Here is a 20,033-nt window from a genome sequence, read left to right as displayed (position 1 = left end):
CGCACAGGAACCGGAGCCTATGGGGTATAGGTGAGGATTCCGACCGGGCTCGCGCTCCAGCACCGAGCAACGCAGCGATTCATCTGCGCAGCCATTGATTCAGTGTTTCCTAGCCGCGCTTGCCGAATTCGGCGCTGTTGACCGTCCACTTCCGCGCCTGCTCGGTCAGGGTGATCCCCAGGCCCGGGCGATCCGGCACCAGCATGCGGCCGTCGCGGGTTTCCAGGCGCTCGTTGAACAGCGGCTCCAGCCAGTCGAAGTGTTCGACCCAGGGCTCGGCGGGATAGGCGGCGGCCAGGTGAAGGTGAATCTCCATCGCGAAGTGAGGCGCCAGTTGCAGGCCGGCAGCGTCCGCCAGCGTCGCCAGTTTCAGGAACTGGGTGATCCCGCCGATCCGCGGGGCATCCGGCTGGATGATGTCGGCGCTGCGGTGCTTGATCAGCTCCATGTGCTCGCCCACGCTGGCCAGCATCTCGCCGGTGGCGATCGGCGTGTCGAGAGCACTGGCCAGGGCCGCGTGACCTTCCACGTCGTAGGCGTCCAGCGGCTCCTCGATCCATACCAGATTGTACGGTTCCATGGCACGACCGAAGCGCAGGGCCGTGGCGCGATCCCACTGCTGGTTGGCGTCGATCATCAGCGGCACGTCGTCGCCCAGATGCTTGCGCACGGCCTCGACGCGCTGAAGGTCGATCCGCATGTCGGGCTGCCCCACCTTGATCTTGACGCCCTTGATGCCGTTCTCGAGAGACCGCGTCGCGTTCTCCTTGACCTCTTCGATCGGCGTATGCAGAAAGCCGCCGGAGGTGTTGTAGCACTGCACGGAGTCGCGATGCGCCCCCAACAGCTTGGCCAGCGGCAGCCCGGCGCGCTTGGCCTTGAGATCCCACAGGCCGACATCGACCGAAGCGATCGCCTGGGTCGAGAGGCCGCTGCGCCCTACCGATGCCCCGGCCCACACCAGCTTCTGCCACAGCTTGCCGGTGTCGTTGGGATCTTCGCCCAGAATGGCCGGCGCGATTTCCTGGGCATGGGCGAACTGACCATATCCCCCGGCACGCTTGGAGTAGCTGAAGCCGATCCCCTGATGGCCATCACGCGTCTCGATCTCGGTGAACAAAAATGACACTTCGGTCATCGGCTTCTGACGACCGGTGAGCACCTTCGCATCGCTGATGGGCGTCGCCAGCGGCAACAGGACGTGGGAAAAACGGATCCAGCTAATGGCATCGTTGGACATCGGACTACCTCATGAATGTGGCTGAGAGACTCTCCCCGATCTGCTCGACGCCCTGGATGATAGCGCAATCATTCAAGGCGTCGAGCTGCGAACGGAGAGGATGTTAGCGCAATCAATTTGTATGACAAAGAGGCCGCCCTGCGATTACGACCAAAGGATGACGATTCGTGACGACACCGCGCCGTACGCCGAAACGGCTCAAGTGGTATCCCGATCGATGATCTCGAAGCCGACATCCAGCACCTGCCCGGCCCGCTCGAATGTCGGCTGCGCCATGCGCTGTAGCAGATGCTCGGCCGCCCGCAGCCCGATGGCGGCACCGTCGATACGTACGGTGCTCAACGCCGGAAAGCTGGCGGCAGCATAACTGCTGTCGCCGAACCCCATGATCGCCAGTTGTCCCGGCACCGTCAGCCCGCGACTCTGCGCCTCCGACAACACCCCCAGCGCGAGGATATCGGAGCTGCAGACGATGGCATCCAGCGCGTGGCGATCGAGCAGTTCGGCGCTCTTCTCCCGCCCCCAGGGCATGCTCGAAGGCGTACCGACTTCCCGCAGCTGATACTCCCCGATGCCGGCGCTCTCGAGCCCCGACACGAAGCCGGCGACCCGCAGCTTCGCGCGAGAATCGTCGGCGCTGATGATGCCGAAGCGCCGATAGCCCCGTGACAGCAGATGCTCGGCCACGGCGCGCCCCACCGCTTCATGGGAGAAGCCGACCAGCATGTCCAGCGGATCATCGGTCATGTCCCAGATCTCGACCAGCGGAACCTCGGCCGCCTTGAGCCGCTGGCGGGTCAAGGCCGAATGACGGCAGCCGGTGAGAACGATCCCGTCGGGACGGCGGCTCAACACGGTCTCGAGAATCGTCTCCTCCTGCTCCGGCGTATAGCCGACCAGTCCCAGCAGCACCTGATAACCCTGGGAAGAGAGCACGCCCATCACCGTCTGCACGACTTCGGCGAACAGCGAGTGCGCCACGGTCGGCACCAGCAGCGCCACCAGCCGGCTCCGGCTCGAGGCCAGCGCGCCGGCGACCCGGTTGGGCACGTAACCGGTTTCGAGCACCGCCTGCTGAACGCGTAGTCGTGTACTTTCGCTCACCAGCTCGGGGCGGTTGAGCGCCCGCGACACCGTCATCGGCGCCACGCCTGCAACGCGAGCCACATCGGTCAGCCGCGCGCTGCCGGTCGAGCGCGAGGAGCGTGGTTTGTCGCCGCTATCGTCCATCGACGTGATCACTCATCAGACTGTTCATCCATACGAAATCCATCCGGTTCGAGGCTCGTTCCTCGGCATCCGATCTTCTGCCCTTTTGGCACACATGAAGACGGTCAAGATGATAGCGCAAACATGCCTCTGCCTACTTGCTGAATCATGTCGAGCGAAAGCACGCCGCCCTAGGAGGGAGAGACGAAAGCCTTCAACGACGCACACCCGGCTGCCCAGACATCGGCTTCCAGCAGCGCGATACCGGCCGTGGGGAACATCACGCCAGCGCTGGCAGTCCCCTCGGTCAGGCGCCCGGTGAGCAGCCCGACCAGCGGCATGTGGCTGACGACGATCAAGGGTCGCGCCGTATCGAACAGAGTCAGCCGTTCGATCAGCGCGCCGACATCGTCGTCCGGCGTCACGCCGCCGACCGTCTCGACTTCGCCGTGCATGGCTTCGGCAACCGCCTGTGCGGTCTGCTGCGCCCGATCGTAGGGACTGGCCCAGATCGCGGCGCCGGCCAGCGTCTGTCGAGAGGCCAGCCATCGGCCCGCCTCTGCGGCCTCGCGCTCCCCGCGGGGCGTCAATCGACGTGCCGCATCCGGGCTGCCCGGCCCCGCCTCTCCATGCCTGACTACCGCGAGCCAGCCCATCACTCGGGATCCGGCGCGAGTTCGTGAGCGCGGGATACCGACTCCCGCGACAGCATGAATTCGACGTCGCTGCTCTGCTCGCTTTCCATCAGCGCCTTGGCCATGTCCTTGGCTGGAATGCCGTCGAACATGACCCGATAGAGCCCTTGGGCCAGCGGCATGTAGATATTTTCCTGGCGCGCCTTCTCGCACACCAGCTTGACCGTATTGACGCCTTCGGCCACCTGACCGAGCACTTCGATGGCGGAATCGAGATCGTGCCCCTGCCCCAGCGCGTAGCCGACGCGGTAGTTGCGCGAGAGCTCGGAAGAACAGGTCACGATCAGGTCGCCGACGCCGGAGAGTCCCAGAAAGGTCATCGGGTTGGCGCCGAGCGCGACGGCGAACCGGCTCATCTCCGCCAGCGCACGGGTCATCAGCATGCTGCGCGTGTTCTCCCCCATGCCCAGCGCGGCAGCCATACCGGCCGCGATGGCATAGATGTTCTTCAGCGAGCCGCCCAGCTCGGCGCCGTAGCGATCGTTGCCGGCGTAGACGCGGAAATAACTGCACCCCAGCGCCGCCTGCACGTAGGCCCGCGTGACCGGATCGTCGCTGGCAATCACCGTCGCCGTCAGCTGCTTCTGGGCAATCTCGGCGGCCAGGTTCGGGCCGGACAGCGCGCCGATGTGCGAGGAGCCGGTCTCTTCCTCGATTACCTGACTCATCAGCTTGAAGCCGTCGGCCTCGATCCCCTTGGTGGTACTGACCAGGATCTGCTCGGGGCGCAGGTACGGCCGCGCCTGCTGCAATACCTTGCGGAAGGCCTTGGAGGGAATCGCGATGAAAACCACGGCGGCTTCGGCGACCGTCTCCGCCAGGTCGGTGGATGCGACCACTGCCGGATTGATCGAGTAATCGGGCAGGTAGCGCCCGTTGCGGTGTTCGCGATTGATCTGCTCCACCAGCGCTTCGTCGCGCAGCCACTGACGAACCTCGGCGCCGTTATCGGCGGCGATACTGGCGATGGCGGTACCGAAGCTGCCTCCGCCGAGTACCGCGACCTGCATGCGTTCTTCCGACCCGTTCTTGGCTGACCTGGTTTTATCCGACTCGTTTTTATCCGACTCGTTTTTATTCAACATAGCCGTTCCATTGACGATGAGCGATACCCACAGTGTAACGAAAAAACGCCCCGAAAACGGGGCGTTGATCGTGCAGGAAACGCGTTCAGCCATACATCGCCGGGGCTAGTCGATCATCCCGACGAGGGAGTCGATACTGGACCGGGCGTCGCCGTAGAGCATGCGCGTGTTCTCCTTGAAGAATAGCGGATTCTCGATGCCCGAGTAGCCGGTTCCCTGCCCGCGCTTGCAGACGAAGACCTGCTTCGACTCCCACACCTTCAGTACCGGCATGCCGGCGATCGGGCTGTTGGGATCTTCCTGGGCCGCGGGATTGACGATGTCATTGGAGCCGATGACGATCACCACGTCGGTGTTGGCGAAGTCGTCATTGATCTCGTCCATCTCCAGCACGATGTCGTACGGCACGCGGGCCTCGGCCAGCAGCACGTTCATGTGGCCCGGCAGGCGCCCGGCCACCGGATGGATGCCGAAGCGAACCTCCTTGCCGGCCGTGCGCAACTTGCGCACCAGATCGCTGACCGCATTCTGCGCCTGGGCCACGGCCATGCCGTAGCCGGGCACGATGATCACGCTGTCGGCGTCATTGAGCGCGCTGGCCACGCCGCCAGTGTCGATGGCGACCTGCTCGCCCTCGATCTCGGCCGCTGGCCCCTGCGTGCCACCGAAACCACCCAGGATCACGCTGACGAAGTTTCGGTTCATCGCCTTGCACATGATGTAGGAGAGAATCGCACCGGACGAGCCGACCAGCGCGCCGGTCACGATCAGCAGATCATTGGAGAGCGTGAAGCCGATTGCCGCGGCAGCCCAGCCCGAGTAGCTGTTGAGCATGGAAACCACCACCGGCATGTCGGCACCGCCGATGCCCATGATCAGGTGCCAGCCGATGAAGAACGCCAGCGCCGCCAGCAGCAGCAGCGTCCAGAAGCCGGCGCCGTTGAAGTAAGCGATGGCCAGCAACAGACTCAGCGCTACCGCTCCGGCATTCAGCAGGTGCCCGCCGGGCAGCTTGTGCGGCTTGCCGCCGATCTTGCCGGCCAGCTTGCCGAATGCCACCACGGAGCCGGTGAAGGTGACCGCGCCGATGAAGACACCCAGCACCACCTCACCCTGCAGGAAGGCGAGTTCCGCCGGGGTCTTGTGGGCCAGGGTCGAGGCAAACGCCGACAGGCCATCGAAGGAGGCACCGGCCGCCTTGATCGCCATGACCCGCGCGCGCTCCAGTTCGGCATTCCAGCCGATGAAGACCGCAGCCAGGCCGACAAAGCTGTGCAGCGCCGCTACCAGTTGCGGCATTTCGGTCATCTCGACCTTGCGCGACAGCCAGGCGCCGATCAGCCCGCCGATCAGCATCATCGGGATCATCCAGCCATAGCCGCCGACCTTCGGGCCCAGCGCGGTGAAGACCACGGCGATCGCCATGCCGACGATGCCGTACCAGACCGCACGCTTGGCTTTCTCCTGGTTGCTCAATCCTCCCAGCGAGAGGATGAACAGGACACTCGCCGCGATCGCCGCGGCGGAAACGAACTCGTGTTGCAACATATCGATTCTCCGCGGATCAGGATTTCTGGAACATGGCGAGCATGCGGCGGGTCACCAGGAAGCCCCCGACGATGTTGATCGAGGCGATCAGCACCGAAAGCCCTGCCAACAGCGCCACCACCCAACTGCCGGAGCCGATCTGCAACACGGCGCCCAGGATCACGATGCCCGAAATGGCATTGGTCACCGCCATCAACGGCGTATGCAGGGAGTGGCTGACGTTCCAGATCACCTGGAAGCCGACGAAGCAGGCCAGTACGAAGACGATGAAGTGCTGCATGAACGATGCAGGCGCGACCATGCCCAGCAGCCACATCAGCACGCCGCCAGCGACCAGGATGCCGATCTGGCGCTTGCTCTGGGCCACGAAAGCGGCATGCTCGGCCGCCTTTTTCTCTTCCGGCGTTGGCTCCTTGACCTTTTCCTTGGGCTTGGCGGCACCGATCGCCTTCACTTTCGGCGGCGGTGGCGGGAAAGTGATCTCGCCGGCATGGGTCACCGTCGCACCGCGAATGACGTCGTCTTCCATGTCGTGAACGATCACGCCATCCTTTTCCGGCGTCAGATCGGTCAACATATGACGGATGTTGGTGGCATAGAGCAGCGACGCCTGTGTCGCCATGCGCGACGGGAAGTCCGTATAGCCGACCACGATCACCCCGTTGTCGGTGACGATGCGCTCGTCGGGCACGGTCAGATCGCAGTTGCCGCCCTTCTCCGCCGCCAGATCGACGATCACCGAGCCGGGCTTCATCGCCGCGACCATGTCCTCGAGCCACAGTTTCGGCGCCGGGCGACCGGGGATCAGCGCGGTGGTGATGACGATATCCACCTCCGGCGCCTGTTCGCGGAACAGCGCCAGCTGCTTCTCGCGGAACTCGGGGCTGGAGGGCGCCGCGTAGCCGCCGGTGCCCGAGCCGTCCTGGCTCTCCTCGAAATCGAGGAACAGGAACTCCGCGCCCATCGACTCGATCTGCTCGGCGACTTCCGGCCGCACGTCGAAGGCACGAACCACCGCGCCGAGACTCGTCGCGGTGCCGATGGCCGCCAGCCCGGCGACTCCGGCACCGACGATCAGCACCTTGGCCGGCGGCACCTTGCCTGCCGCGGTCACCTGACCGGTGAAGAAGCGTCCGAACTGGTTGCCCGCTTCGATCACGGCACGATAGCCGGCGATATTGGCGGTACTGGAGAGCGCGTCCATCTTCTGGGCACGCGAGATACGCGGGACCATGTCCATGGCGATCACCGTCGCGCCCTGGGCTCGGCAGCGCTCCAGATTCGCCTCGTTCTGTGCCGGCCAGAAGAAGGTGATCAACGTCTGTCCCGCTCTCAGCTGGTCGATTTCCGACTCGACCGGCTCCCGGACCTTGATCACCACGTCCGCCTCTTGCCACAGCGACGCCGCACTATCGACCACGCTGACGCCGGCCTGCCGGTAAGCGTCGTCATCGAAGCCCGCAAGCCGGCCCGCGCCGCTCTCGATCAGGCACTCGTGCCCCAACTTCTGTATCTGCTGCGCGCTCTCAGGCGTCAGCGCCACTCGCGCTTCTCCCCTAGCGAGCTCCTTGGGTGCCCCGATCTTCATTGGCCTCTCTCCCGATGGTCAGCCATGCACCGATACTCCTCATGCTGTATATCGATAGTCGTATAGCAATGACGCACCACGCCTTGGCCATGCACTGAAAGCCATGACAGAAAAGGTGTCATCGTTTATCGCAGAATACTGCGGTAGGTGACCACAGTTTTCCGGAGTTCCAGCAGGCGAATCAAGCGTTTAGGAGAAAAACCAACCCGATCAATAATTTATGGCAGGCATAACCAAATCATTATGTTTAAAAACGGCACTAAAATCTTGTTTTAAATATTGAAAGCCGGACCTATGGTTTCCGTTATCAAACTTATAATGAATGACTTATTGCTAAAAAATGCCGGCATCGGAAGCCGGCATTCAATCATCGAGAGTATCGATCAGACAGCGGTCAGGACGAACAGGAGAGACAGACGGGAGGCGCGCTGGGCGGCGGCGCCTCGCTCCAGACATCCATGCCCGGCCGCTGGAGGAAGGGAGACGACAGCAGCTCGCGGAACGTCTGCAGCGGGCGCGTATCGCCTTCCTGTGCCGCCTCGATGACCTGCTGCGCCAGATGGGTACGCAAGACATAAAGCGGATTGACCCGCCGCATCGCCGCCAGCCGCTCCGTCTCTCCACGCGACTCGTCGGCAAGCCGCTGGCGGTAGCGCGCCAGCCACTCATCGAGCTGATGACCCGCCCCCGAGCCGACGATCTCCTCGCGTAACGACAGACCACCGACGACGTCCTGATCGCTCAAGGCGCGGAAGCTGCGATGAAAGTCGGCCCGTGAACTTTCGAGCAGCGACAGCCAGTCCTCGATCAACTTGCCGTCGCTCTCCTGCTCGGTCTCGAGCCCCAGGCGTCCACGCATCAGAATGGCATACGCCGCCTGAAGCGTGGGCTCGTAGGTATCGAGGATTTCTCGCAACCGCTCCACCGCGATCAGCGGTGTCAACGACTGCCCCAGTACGGTCAGATTCCATAGCGCCACGCCGGGCTGCTGATCGAAGGCATAGCGCCCAGTCGTATCCGTATGGTTGGGCGTCAGGTTAGACTCGAGGCGATCCATGAACGCATAGGGGCCGTAATCCAGCGTCAGTCCCAGGATCGACATGTTGTCGGTGTTCATCACTGCATGAACGAAGCCATAGGCCTGCCAGCGAGCGATCAGTTCCGCGGTCCGCGTGACCACGTCCTGGAACAGCGCCTCGAGCGGCGCGGTCTCCTGCGCGAGATCGGGGCGGTGGCGATCGATGACGTGGCGCATCAGCCGTTCGATATCCTCGACCCGCTGCTGCTGATACAGCCATTCGAAGTGACCGAAGCGCACGTGGCTCTCGGCCAGCCGCAGCAGGGTCGCCCCCGGCTCGACCCGCTCGCGCATGACCTTCTCGCCGTTGACGGCGACGGCCAGCGCCATGGTCGTCGGGATCTTGAGTCCGGCCATCGCTTCGCCGGCCAGATACTCGCGAATCGAGGAGCGCAACACGGCGCGACCATCGCCGAAACGCGAATACGGCGTCTTCCCGGCGCCCTTGAGATGCAGGTCGATCGGCCCCTGCGATGTCATCGCTTCACCGAGCAACAGACCGCGCCCGTCGCCCAACGCCGGGTTGTAGGTGCCGAACTGATGCCCGGTGTACTTCTGGGCCAGCGGATCCATGCCGCTCAAGAGTCGCTCGCCGCTCATCAATGCGGTCAGGCGGTCGCGGTCGATCTCTTCGGGATCCAGCCCCAGGAGCGCCGCCCCGCTCGGGCTGACGTCGAGCAGCCGGGTATCGCGCCACGGGGTCGGCTTCACCCGTGTAAAGAAGTCCTCGGGAAAGCGGGACCAGACATTATCGAAAGTCAGTGTCTCGAGGGAGCTATCGCTGGCCATGGGGGCCTCCTCGGATTGGCAGGAAAGTGGCTGTAGTCTAGCGCAACTGGCCGATTGCACACGTTCGACCGGTACGCGGACATCATCCGAATACCGGTCGACAGAGAGGTTCGGGATATCAGGCCGGGCTGCCCGTCACGAAGGCGCTATCGGCGCCGTGGGTGCGAATCAACTCGCCGTTGGTGCGCAGTAGCGACAGGAGCTGCTGCTGATAGTCGGGCGAGGTCGAATAGTTGTGAAGCGTGCCGATCAGCTTCTCGGCGGAGATCGACTTGCCCTTGGCGGCCAGCGCCGCGCGCTGCCCGCGAAGCTGGGCATAGGCACGATGGGTATTCAGGTTGTGCAGGTAAGCTCTAACGCCGTCACGCACGCTATCGAACGTCTGAAAGCGTCGCGAGGTGCCGAGTTGAGCGATACCGCATCCCTCGCTGAAGCAGCGCATGCCGAACAGATTGTTGCTGTCCCGGGCGAGCCGCGAGGTGCCCCAGCCGGACTCTTCCACCGCCTGGATCACTACCATCTCCAGCGGCACGGTATTGACCCGTGCCAGCAGCTCCCGGCTGACCTCGCCCGGCTCGCATTCGACGCCGTAGTCGTCGCATAGCTGAGCCAGCCGCTGCTTTTCGTCCGCCGTCATCGGATTGATGCGGCTGCCGACGCCGATCAGCCAGTTGCGATCACGCTGGATACGCGCATTTTCGACCTGGACCAGCGGCACCAGCATACCCAGGAACGCCGCCTTGCGCTTGGGTCCGGCCTTGATGTCTCGCAGGTCGGGCAGCTCGGTGACGGGGTCCAGCGCGGGCCGCTGGATCTGGCTTTCGAGGGTTGGCACGGTTTCGGATATCGACTCGGCTCGAGACGCTATCGGGAACACTGCGAGGCCCAGTGTCAGGGCTGTCCCCATGACGACTGCCAGGACGCGTTGTCGGCGGGCAGGCTGGGGATCGTGTCGAAAAGGTCGTCGAAGAAAGGGCCATTCACGGACGGAACGTCGGTGAAGAAGCCTCGGGAAGGATAGCGACATACTCGCCCCTCCATCATGAAGAAGTCGGCAGGTTAACAGTAGTTGGCTGCAAATTTGAGGAAAGAACGTGCAATTAGGCCGTTTTCACCAAATAAATGGCCGGCCACGAGGGCCGGCCATGACACGCTCGAGCGCGCGATGATCGATGACGATCAAGCACTTAGCAGCGTATTGAGGCGCTTGACGTAGGCCGCCGGGTCGTCGAGATGTCCACCCTCGGCGATGACTGCCTGATCCAGCAGGATATGCGCCAGATCATCGAAGTTGCCCCCTTCGGTGCTTTCGAGACGCGATACCAGCGCGTGATCGGGGTTGAGTTCCAGGATCGGCTTCACCTCCGGCAACGGCTGTCCGGCCGCTTCCATCATGCGACGCATCTGGAAACCCATCTCGTGCTCCGGCAACACCACGCAGGCCGGGGAATCGGTCAGACGATGCGTGACTCTCACTTCCTGAACATAGTCGCCGAGCGCCTGCTGTACTCGCTTGACCAGATCCTCCTTGGCCTTGGCGGTCTCTTCCTGCGCCTGCTTCTCGGCCTCGTCGGCCATGTCGTCGAGCTCCAGGTTGCCCTTGGCGACGTCGGCGAAGGACTTGCCGTCGAACTCGGTGAGATGGCTCATCAGCCACTCATCGATGCGATCGTGCAGCAGCAGGACTTCGATGCCCTTCTTGCGGAAGATCTCCAGATGCGGGCTATGGCTGGCGGCCTTGAAGCCATCCGCGACGATGTAATAGATCTTCTGCTGGCCTTCCTTCATCCGCTCGACGTAATCCGTCAGCGACTGATCCTGCGTTGCGCTGTCGGTATGCGTGGTGGAGAAGCGCAGCAGGCCGGAGATCTTGTCGCGGTTGGCGTAATCCTCCGCCGGACCTTCCTTCAGGACGTCGCCGAAGGTGTTCCAGAAGGTCTGGTAGGCTTCCTTGTCCTTGGACAGCTTCTTCAGCATGTCCAGCGCGCGCTTGGTCAACGCCGCCTTCATGGAGTCGACCTGGGGCGACTTCTGCAGCAGCTCGCGGGAAACGTTGAGCGGCAGGTCGCGGGAATCCAGCACGCCCTTGACGAAGCGCAGGTAGAGCGGCAGGAACGCTTCGGCGTCGTCCATGATGAAGACCCGCTGAACGTACAGCTTGAGCCCGCGCACCCCGTCACGCTGGTAGAGATCGAACGGCGCGCGCTCGGGAACGTAGAGCAGGCTGGTGTACTCGAGCTTGCCTTCGACCTTGTTGTGGCTCCAGGTCAGCGGATCGCTGAAATCGTGCGCGATGTGCTTGTAGAACGCCTTGTACTCGTCATCATCGATCTCCGCCTTGGGACGCACCCACAGCGCGGTCGCCTCGTTGACGGTCTCCCAACTGACGGTCTCGCTGCCTTCGATCTCCTTGCCCTCTTCGTCGCGAGCCTTCTCGACCTTGGGCATGCGCACCGGCACGTCGATATGGTCGGAGTACTTGCGCACCAGATTCTTGAGCCGGAAGTCGTCGGCGAACTCCTTGGCGTCCTGCTTCAGGTGCAGCACGATCTCGGTGCCGCGTTCGGGGCGATCGATCTCGGCGATGGTGAACTCGCCTTCACCCCTGGAGCGCCACTCGACGCCCTGGTCGCTGTCGGCACGGCGCGTGCGAACCACCATTTCGTCGGCAACGATGAAGCCGGAGTAGAAGCCCACGCCGAACTGGCCGATGAGCTTGGCATCCTTCTGCTTTTCGCCGGAAAGCTGCTTGAGGAAGTCGGCAGTACCACTCTTGGCGATGGTGCCCAGGTTCTGGATCACCTCGTCACGGTTCATGCCGATACCGGTGTCGCGCACGGTCACGGTGCCGGCGTCGGCATCGTGCTCGATCTCGATGCGCAACTCGGCGTCGCCTGCGTAGAGAGCGTCGTTGTCCAACGCCTCGTAGCGCAGCTTGTCGCAGGCGTCGGCAGCGTTGGAGATCAGCTCACGCAGGAAAATCTCCCGGTTGGAGTACAGGGAGTGAATCATCAGATGGAGAAGCTGTTTGACTTCCGTCTGGAAGCCGAGCGTTTCTTCTTGAGTCGCAGTGGTCATTGACGGGCCTCTCGAGGCGGTTACGAAATAATACTAATGAAATCACGGTGTTCAGCGATATGGGGCTCGCCAGCCCCATTTCAAGCCGAGCCGTCACTCGGCGATGACTTCCTCGTCGTCGATGCCCTTCCAGCGCCGGTAGTCGCCCATCGCCCGGTCGACCCGGGTCAGCAGCCAGCCCACGATGAAGACGTCATCGACGAGCCCGAGGATCATCAGAAAATCGGGAATCAGATCCAGCGGCGACACCAGGTACACCAATGCCAGCGCCATCCAGCCGAAGGCAGCCCACGGAATCGGCCGGTAACGCCCGCGCAAGACGTCCAGCGTCATGGGGCCGAAAACCCGAAACGCGCGGCCAATGCGGGCCAGCGCGCCGCCGCGCTGCTTGAGACGAGACAGCTGGGTCAGAAAACGCCAAGGATTCATGGTGGAATCTCCGGTAGTGACGTTGGGGCGAAGCAGGCTCGATCGACGCCGACTAACGATTGGACTAGCCCCTTAGATGGTCACGATCGGGCCAGGATTCAATGTCCTCCCCGCCGCACGAGGCCATAGCGTCACCGGAAGGCACCGTGCCGTTGCGAAACGGGACTACCCAAGCGGGCCGCCATCAGCGACGATGGGGCCATGAATCGGCGAGGTGACACGCATATCTCGCCGAGAACGCAGCGCTGCCGCGGTCTTTCGAAATGATCTGCTGCAAGCAGTTCCGAAAAGCGCAGGATCGCTTCAAGCGTGGGCGTTGAAGAACGGCCCTTCGAGAAAGAGAGAGATCCAATGCCCGCATTGCCTACCCGCAGACGTTGGTTACGCTGGTGCCTCGTCGGCGCCATCGGATTGAGCGCGACCGCGCAAGCCGCAGTGACGACACCAGTCACCACGACCCAGGCCGACCAGGTCATGAAGCAGGCGCTGGACGCCGCCCGCGATCGTCGCTGGAACGATATCGATCAGGCCGCCATCGAGGGCCACGTCCTGGCTGGCTACGTGGAATACCACCGCCTTCGCTCCCGGCTTGCCACGGCTTCGGCCGCGGAGGTGAACGATTTCATCATCCGCTACGGCGACTCCCCGCTGTCCGACTGGATGCGCGGCGCCGCGCAGACGCGATTCGGCGAGCTGGGGCGTTATGACGACCTCCTGGCGATCAGCGACGGCGAGCCTTCCAGTACCATCCGGCAGTGCTACTACTACACCGCCCTGCTCGACCGGGAGCCGGCCCGGGCTGCGGCGGGCGGCGAGGCACTGTGGCACGTCGGCACCTCGCAGCCCGAAGCCTGCGATCCGCTGTTCGCGACGCTCGAGGAGCGCGGCGTGCTGACCGACGAGGACACCTGGGAGCGCATGATGCTGGCCTGGGAAAACGGCCAGGACGGACTGGTCACCTATCTCGAGCGAGGCCTGGACGACACCTGGCAGCGGGCCATCGACAGCTTCGACACGGTCCGCGGCAATTACGCCGCCGTCACCCGGGTCCCGCTGGATCTCGGTCCCGACGGCCAGGCCAGTGGCGCGCTGATCGCTGCCGCCATGCATGGTCTGATCCGCGCGGATACCGAGGCCGCCCTGGAAGCCTGGCGCAAGATCTCTCCCCATGTATCGATCGGCGAGGACCGGCGCCACCAGGTCGAGCACGACCTGGCGTTCTACTCCATGGTTCGCAATGTCGATAACAACCAGGGTTGGGTCGATACCACGCTACCGCGTCTCGCGGATGCCGATCTCATCGAGCTGCGTATCCGCAATGCGGTGACCGAGGGCAACTGGGCCAACGTCGCGCGCTGGAGCGAGGCGCTTCCCCCGGAGGTACGCGCGGAAGCCCACTGGCAGTACTGGCTCGGGCGCGCCAGCGAAGCCTTGGGCGACGATGCCAAGGCACGCCAGGCCTACCGAATGGCCGCGCAGAATCGCAGCTTCTTCGGCTTTGCCGCCGCCGATCGTCTCGGCCAGCCCTATCAACTGGAGATGGCGGACACCCGTGTCTCGACGCTGCAGCAGGAACTGACGGGCATGCTACCCGTCGTACAGCGTACCGAGGCATTGATGCGAATCGGCGAGGAAGGTCTCGCGCGCAGCGAGTGGTTCACGGCCGCCGCCCGCGATACGCCGGACCAGGCCGCAGCACTGGCCGACTACGCCATTCGCCAAGGCTGGTACGGCATGGCGATCCAGACCACGATCGCCGCCAAGCAGTGGGACGCATTGCCCTGGCGGTTTCCGGCAGCATACCGCGATTCGTTCCTGAAATGGGCCGAGGTCAATCAGGTCGACCCCTACCTTCTGATGGGTATCGCGCGACGCGAGAGCGCTTTCAACCCCCGTGCCGCTTCACCGGTCGGGGCCCGCGGGCTGATGCAACTGATGCCGGGGACGGCCGATCATGTCGCCCGAGAACTAGGCATCAGCGCACCCAGCACTGCGGAGCTGTTCGAGCCACAGGTGAACATCCAGCTCGGCAGCACCTACATTCGCTCGATGCTGGAGCGCTACCGCGGCAATCGTATCGCGGCGACGGCGGCCTACAATGCCGGCCCCTATCGCGTGGACCGCTGGCTTGCCACCGCCCCGCGCGAGTTCGATCGATTCGTCGAAAGCATTCCGTTCCGCGAAACGCGTGACTACGTGCAGGCCGTACTGGCCTACCGGGTCATCTTCGAGAGCCTGGCCAAGCAAGGCGACACCCGCGGTGTCGCCATGCTGTCCCAGGCCGAGCGCCAGGGCGACTACGACCCGACCCTGATCGCAAGCAACTGATACGGCATCGCAGCGGCGAATTTTCGCGCCGCTCTTCCACGGCAAAGCCCCCGACGGTCCGATGGATCGTCGGGGGCTTTCCGTTGGCGTGCGGTTGATTCGTGATTGATTCGTCGCGGCTGATTCGCCGTGGTCGATTACAACATCCAGAAGCCGATGCCGACGCCGCCTGCCAGAGTAACGCCAAGGCCAATCAGCATCATTACCCCATCGCCGGCCGTGAGCCCCAAGGCCATGACGACGATCGCCAGCGCCGGTATGGCCGCGGCGAACGGCAGCAGCTCCAGCGGAATCATCCCCAGCCCGAGCACGACCATCAGCAGCGCCAGCAGGCGCTGGGTGACATCCCCCATCAACCAGCGCAACCGAGGCTCGAGGAATCGATCGATCTTCCGAGTCCAGGGCTTGACGCGCTGGGTCACCCGATGCCAGCGCTCGTGGCTGACGCCGCGCCGACTCAACACCTTCGGTAGCCATGGGCTCCTGCGGCCGAATACCAGCTGAATCGCCATCAAGGCGATGAAGATGCCGCAGGCGCTGGGCACGCCCGGGACACCGCCGGTCGGCAACAGTGCAATCAGTGCCGGCAGCAATACCACCGGCCCAAAGCCTCGGGAATTGAAGGTATCGACGATGTCCTGCAGCGTGATCTTGTCATCCTCGACCTGACGGTCGAGCGTTTCGAGAATATCGGTAAGCTGAAGTCGCTCCGACATGCGTCACCTCCCTGTGACGTCGAAAAGGGTTCCCTGGCGTCGAGCGCCTGGAACGAGTCGACCGGGAGCGGATTACAGCCCACGGCGCGCGTGTTTCAGAGAAATCTGGTCATTGAGCGTCCAGAAGTCGTAGAGCACCCCGACCAGGAACAGACCACCCGTGAGCAGATAGATCAAACCCGTGATCCATTTCCCCATGTACATCCGATGGATACCGAACACCCCCAGGAACGTCAGCAGGATCCAGGCCAGCGTATAGCTGGTCGGCCCGGCCCGGAATCGCAGATCGGCCTGGCGATCCATGCCCGGGATCAGAAACAGGTCGATCAACCAACCGATCCCGAACAGCCCGAAGGTGAGAAACCACAAAGTCCCGGTGACGGGCTTACCATAGTAGAAGCGGTGCGCTCCGGTGAACCCGAAAATCCACAGCAAATAACCGATGGCCTTGCTGTGAGTGTCATTGAAACTGATTTCACGTTGTGCCACGCACATTGCTCCTGACTCGATGATGAATGGTCACTGGCCCTAGGCGCGACTGCCGCAGCGACCCGAAAAGGCGAGTGACAGCTTACCCGAGGACCCTACTGCGATACATGTTCCCGATAAATAGCCTCGCTGCACGCTGCGTCGTCGACTCCCGGCGAGGTTACGGTGTTATATCAATCTTCTTAAAAAGCGTTAATAAAACCATACCGTGTGACGCGATCAACCCGAAAAAAAGGGTCTGGAAGGTTATAGACGTGCATGAAATTTCCATCTATGGTTCGTAAGCGGGGCATGGGAAACGGTTCTACCAAAGTCAAGCTGCTATTGCTTGACCCGGTATATCCGCCGATGCAACATCCGTTGCGTAGGTTTGCAGGCAGAATGGCGTCAGTTGTTAGTCGATCTCGTCGAACTCCTAGTGCGCATTCCCCCCTAGTCTGACCACGCATTTCGGGCATCCCCCGGGACGCTCGGCTACATCACTATGCAAGTTAAGGATATCGACAATGGCAACTGGCACTGTCAAATGGTTCAACGACACGAAAGGCTACGGATTCATCTCTCCCGATGACGGCGGCGATGATCTGTTCGCACACTTCTCCGAAATTCAGGCAGACGGCTTTAAAACTCTGCAGGACGGCCAGAAGGTTACCTTCGACGTTACTCAGGGCAAGAAAGGCCTTCAGGCCGCCAACATCAAGGTATCTGGCTAATCCCAGTCAAGGGTTCCAGACTCCGGGATTTCGATCCTGAAGTCTCACCGCCTTGAGCAAAGCCCACCGTCAGGTGGGCTTTTTCATGTCACCTGCCGATGATCCGAGCCGCTCAGGGCTCTCCGATATCCTCGTTCCACACTTCCGGATAGGCTGCGATGAACTGTGTCATCAATTCGCGGCAGGCCGGATCGTCGAGAACCTCGACATCGACCCCGCGCTCGCGCAGCAATGCCTCTTCTCCGAGAAAGGTGCGATTCTCCCCGATGACGACCCTGGGTATGCCGTAGAGCAGGATGGCCCCGCTGCACATCGAACAGGGTGATAGCGTGGTGTAGAGCACCGAGTCGCGGTAGACCGAGGCAGGCAGACGCCCCGCATCTTCCAGCGCATCCATCTCCCCGTGCAGGATTGCGCTCCCCTTCTGCTGGCGCTGGTTATGGCCACGGCCGATGATCGCCCCCCGGTGAACCAGAACGGAACCGATGGGAACGCCGCCGTTGTCGAGGCTGAGCCTGGCCTGTTCGATGGCTTCCTGCATGAAGTTGTCCATGTGATCACTCCTTTTCCGGGTCGATGCATGAGGGCTCGCGGGTCGATCATGAAGGGCTGTCGAGCTACTCGCCCGGACGCAGCAGAGGGCAATTTTCCGGTACGACCAACGGTAGCGCTTCACGATCCAGCGTGGCACGAAAATGCTCATAGCGGCGCGGTTCACCATCGAGATTGAGGGGAAAGGCGCCGTCGCTGTCGAACTCGACCCAGGGCACGCGCAGATAGCGCACGAACTCCCCATCCCGGGGCAGGTTTTCGAGCTCGTCGATGATTCGCTTCAGTTCGCCCAACGAATTGAAGTGGCGCACGAAAAGCAGCTCGAACAGCCCGTCGTCCAGCTTGGCAGAGGGCGCCAGCCGTTGGCCGCCGCCTGCCTGGCAGCCGTTGCCGATCGCCAGCATGAATAGCGGGACCCGTGCTTCCCCCTCCGGCCAGCGTATATGCCCTTCGAAGGGTTGGTAATTCCAGGCTTTCAACATGCCCATGAGCGAATACGCACCGCCACCCAACAGACGCTTCAGCCCGACCGGTGTCGAGGTAGTGATCTCGGCACCGAAGCCGCCGGACGCCACGTTGATAAACGCCTCGTCGTCCAGCTTGCCGACATCCACCTGACGAACGGAGCCGGTCAGCGCCAGCTCCAGCGCCGCCAGCGGAGCCATCGGCAGGTTCAAGCCATGCGCGAAGTCGTTGGCGCTCCCCAGAGGCAGAATCCCCAGCGCCGGGCGCCGCTCGGGTGACTGTTGCATCAGGCCGGCAACGATCTCGTTGATAGACCCGTCTCCCCCGCCAGCGACGATTCGCGTCGCCCCGCCGGCCACCGCGCTATCCACCAGCCAGACGCCATCACCGCCCTCCCAGGTCACCCGCACCTGCAGATCGTGACCTTGGCGGCGCAGATGCTCGACCGCTTCGCGAATCTCTGGCTGCTGGGCAGATTTACCGTTGAGAATCAACCATGTGCTTTCCTTGCCATGAGTGGCCATACCCATCTTTTCCTTTCCTGAAGCCGAACCATCACCGTCGTCGTGCCGAAATCTCCCGCCATCTCTTTCATTCTAGCCTGTTCATGCCAGCGCGATATCGAAGGCGATGAACCTCACGCAATGCAGCCGCCCGGAGCAAACGACTCGATACCGCAACCTTCCAGGCCATCGCAGCGCACACGAACCGGGCGAGCTGAACACGAGACGGCATGGCTGTGACAACGGTCTCGGGAAATCGCTCCACCACCACGATCATTCGCCGGAATCAGAGCGCTCGGCCTGTCGTCTTGCCAAGGCCCACATCACGAGCCCGCCGCCACAGCAGATCAGTGCCAGCGACGACTGCGGTGCCAGCGGCGTCATCAACAGCAGGGTCGCCAGCGTGGCGCCGCCGCCCAGTTGAATCGCGCCCAGCAAGGCCGCCGCGGTTCCCGCGCGCTCCGGGAACGGCTCCAGTGCCAGGCTCGCAGCCGACCCCAGCACCATCGAGAAACCGATCGAGAGCATCGCCACCGGCCCCATGAAGGTGATTACCGATACCGGCACGGCCCAGTAGAGGCAGGCGATCAAGAAGCCCCCGCCAATGACGACGAGCAGCCCCCGCTGCACGGTCGACCGTCTCCCCCACCGGGCCATCAGTCTCGGCACGATGAAGAAGGCTACCGTGCTGACCAGGGCGTTGCCCCCGAACCACAGGCTGAAGATCCACTCCGGCTGGCCTAGGCGATCCATCATGACCACCGGAGCCGCCGATACATAGACCAGAATGGCCGCCATCATCGTGCTGACGAGCATGGCGTAGTAGAGAAACCGCCGGTGGAAAAGCACCGGACGATAACGGGACCAACGATAGAGCCGCTTTTCGATCGGCGTCTCCGCTGGCCGTGTCTCGCCGAAACGCCAATACGCGCTCAGCCACAGCATGCCCGCGAAGGCGGTCATGAAGGCGAAATTGCTGCGCCACCCCAGCGCCACGGTCAGCGCCCCGCCCAATACCGGGGCCAATGACGGCACCAGCGTCAGCGAGCCATTGAGATAACTGTAGAGCTTGGCGCCCTGGGTCGGCGTGTAGCTATCGCGAACGGCGGCGAAGGCGACGGTCACGGATGCGCAGGCCCCCAGGCCTTGGAGAATGCGCGACACGTAGAGCATCTCGAGCGAGACAGCCGTCATGCCGATGACGGCGGCCAGCATATAGATGGCAACACCGCCCAACAGCACCGGACGGCGACCGAAGCGATCGGTCAACGGCCCGACCAGAACCTGGCCCACGCCAACACTCATCAGGAACAGGGTGATGGTCAATTGCAGCGCAGCGTATGGCCGTTCGAACACATCGGCCATGGCCGTCAGCGCCGGCAGATAGATATCGATCGCCAGGGGCGACAGCATGACTGCGCCCATCAATAACCAGAAAGCTGGACGTCCCTCACGTACCTGCATCACTGCCTCGCCGCCATTTCAAGAGCGCCTACTCTATCGGCTGGCAAGGGAATGACAACCATTC

General features: G+C 62.9%; 17 protein-coding genes. 2 read left to right on the top strand and 15 right to left on the bottom strand.

Going from position 1 to position 20,033, the window contains the following annotated elements:
- Positions 1 to 109: 109 nt before the first annotated feature.
- From DOM32_RS11035 to DOM32_RS10990, 10 genes are all read right to left on the bottom strand, one after another.
- Positions 110 to 1,240, bottom strand: coding sequence for an L-talarate/galactarate dehydratase (locus DOM32_RS11035; protein ID WP_110634422.1), 1,131 nt, complete (start codon positions 1,238 to 1,240; stop codon positions 110 to 112).
- Positions 1,241 to 1,438: 198 nt separating this feature from the next.
- Positions 1,439 to 2,470, bottom strand: a complete 1,032-nt coding sequence (locus DOM32_RS11030; RefSeq protein WP_071232122.1) for a LacI family DNA-binding transcriptional regulator — start codon at positions 2,468 to 2,470, stop codon at positions 1,439 to 1,441.
- A 170-nt stretch (positions 2,471 to 2,640) separates the two neighbouring features.
- Positions 2,641 to 3,105 carry a phosphohistidine phosphatase SixA gene (sixA, locus tag DOM32_RS11025; RefSeq protein ID WP_071232121.1) on the bottom strand — a complete coding sequence of 155 codons (465 nt, stop codon included), beginning with the start codon at positions 3,103 to 3,105 and terminating at the stop codon, positions 2,641 to 2,643.
- Positions 3,105 to 4,154: an NAD(P)H-dependent glycerol-3-phosphate dehydrogenase gene (locus DOM32_RS11020; RefSeq protein ID WP_110634419.1), complete on the bottom strand. Its 1,050-nt coding sequence runs from the start codon at positions 4,152 to 4,154 to the stop codon at positions 3,105 to 3,107. The genes sixA and DOM32_RS11020 overlap by 1 nt, the downstream gene beginning before the upstream one ends.
- Positions 4,155 to 4,334: 180 nt before the next feature.
- A complete protein-coding gene (locus DOM32_RS11015) occupies positions 4,335 to 5,777 on the bottom strand; it encodes an NAD(P)(+) transhydrogenase (Re/Si-specific) subunit beta (RefSeq protein WP_110634416.1) in 1,443 nt (480 codons plus the stop codon).
- Positions 5,778 to 5,793: 16 nt separating this feature from the next.
- The gene (locus tag DOM32_RS11010) at positions 5,794 to 7,365 is read right to left on the bottom strand and encodes a Re/Si-specific NAD(P)(+) transhydrogenase subunit alpha (RefSeq protein ID WP_110634413.1); all 1,572 of its coding nucleotides are present in this window, start codon (positions 7,363 to 7,365) and stop codon (positions 5,794 to 5,796) included.
- 394 nt (positions 7,366 to 7,759) lie between these two features.
- Positions 7,760 to 9,232, bottom strand: a complete 1,473-nt coding sequence (locus tag DOM32_RS11005) for a protein adenylyltransferase SelO (RefSeq protein WP_110634410.1) — start codon at positions 9,230 to 9,232, stop codon at positions 7,760 to 7,762.
- A 118-nt stretch (positions 9,233 to 9,350) separates the two neighbouring features.
- Positions 9,351 to 10,067, bottom strand: coding sequence for a glucosaminidase domain-containing protein (locus DOM32_RS11000; protein ID WP_244179898.1), 717 nt, complete (start codon positions 10,065 to 10,067; stop codon positions 9,351 to 9,353).
- A 344-nt stretch (positions 10,068 to 10,411) separates the two neighbouring features.
- Entirely contained in the window at positions 10,412 to 12,310 is a 1,899-nt protein-coding gene (gene htpG, locus DOM32_RS10995) for a molecular chaperone HtpG (RefSeq protein WP_110634407.1), read from the bottom strand.
- Positions 12,311 to 12,403: 93 nt separating this feature from the next.
- The gene (locus tag DOM32_RS10990) at positions 12,404 to 12,739 is read right to left on the bottom strand and encodes a YkvA family protein (RefSeq protein WP_071232115.1); all 336 of its coding nucleotides are present in this window, start codon (positions 12,737 to 12,739) and stop codon (positions 12,404 to 12,406) included.
- Positions 12,740 to 13,090: 351 nt separating this feature from the next.
- Between DOM32_RS10990 and DOM32_RS10985 the strand changes: the two genes are divergently transcribed.
- Complete coding sequence (locus DOM32_RS10985; RefSeq protein ID WP_110634404.1) at positions 13,091 to 15,067, top strand: transglycosylase SLT domain-containing protein; 1,977 nt, start codon at positions 13,091 to 13,093, stop codon at positions 15,065 to 15,067.
- Positions 15,068 to 15,204: 137 nt separating this feature from the next.
- Here the strand turns inward: DOM32_RS10985 and DOM32_RS10980 are convergent, their stop codons facing one another.
- Positions 15,205 to 15,783 carry an exopolysaccharide biosynthesis protein gene (locus tag DOM32_RS10980; RefSeq protein WP_071232114.1) on the bottom strand — a complete coding sequence of 193 codons (579 nt, stop codon included), beginning with the start codon at positions 15,781 to 15,783 and terminating at the stop codon, positions 15,205 to 15,207.
- A gap of 72 nt (positions 15,784 to 15,855) precedes the next feature.
- A complete protein-coding gene (locus DOM32_RS10975) occupies positions 15,856 to 16,272 on the bottom strand; it encodes an NINE protein (protein ID WP_244179893.1) in 417 nt (138 codons plus the stop codon).
- Between the two features lie 506 nt (positions 16,273 to 16,778).
- Here DOM32_RS10975 and DOM32_RS10970 point away from each other — a divergent pair.
- The gene (locus DOM32_RS10970; protein WP_071232112.1) at positions 16,779 to 16,985 is read left to right on the top strand and encodes a cold-shock protein; all 207 of its coding nucleotides are present in this window, start codon (positions 16,779 to 16,781) and stop codon (positions 16,983 to 16,985) included.
- Positions 16,986 to 17,097: 112 nt separating this feature from the next.
- Here the strand turns inward: DOM32_RS10970 and DOM32_RS10965 are convergent, their stop codons facing one another.
- From DOM32_RS10965 to DOM32_RS10955, 3 genes are all read right to left on the bottom strand, one after another.
- Positions 17,098 to 17,538, bottom strand: a complete 441-nt coding sequence (locus DOM32_RS10965) for a nucleoside deaminase (protein WP_110634401.1) — start codon at positions 17,536 to 17,538, stop codon at positions 17,098 to 17,100.
- Positions 17,539 to 17,602: 64 nt separating this feature from the next.
- The gene (gene yegS, locus DOM32_RS10960) at positions 17,603 to 18,532 is read right to left on the bottom strand and encodes a lipid kinase YegS (protein WP_244179892.1); all 930 of its coding nucleotides are present in this window, start codon (positions 18,530 to 18,532) and stop codon (positions 17,603 to 17,605) included.
- A gap of 246 nt (positions 18,533 to 18,778) precedes the next feature.
- Positions 18,779 to 19,969, bottom strand: coding sequence for a multidrug effflux MFS transporter (locus tag DOM32_RS10955; protein ID WP_071232109.1), 1,191 nt, complete (start codon positions 19,967 to 19,969; stop codon positions 18,779 to 18,781).
- Between the last annotated feature and the right edge of the window lie 64 nt (positions 19,970 to 20,033).

Source organism: Salinicola salarius (assembly GCF_003206135.1).
GTDB classification, from domain to species: Bacteria; Pseudomonadota; Gammaproteobacteria; order Pseudomonadales; family Halomonadaceae; genus Salinicola; species Salinicola salarius.
Note: the sequence above shows the minus strand (reverse complement) of the source record. Positions and strands in the feature narration are given on the sequence as shown.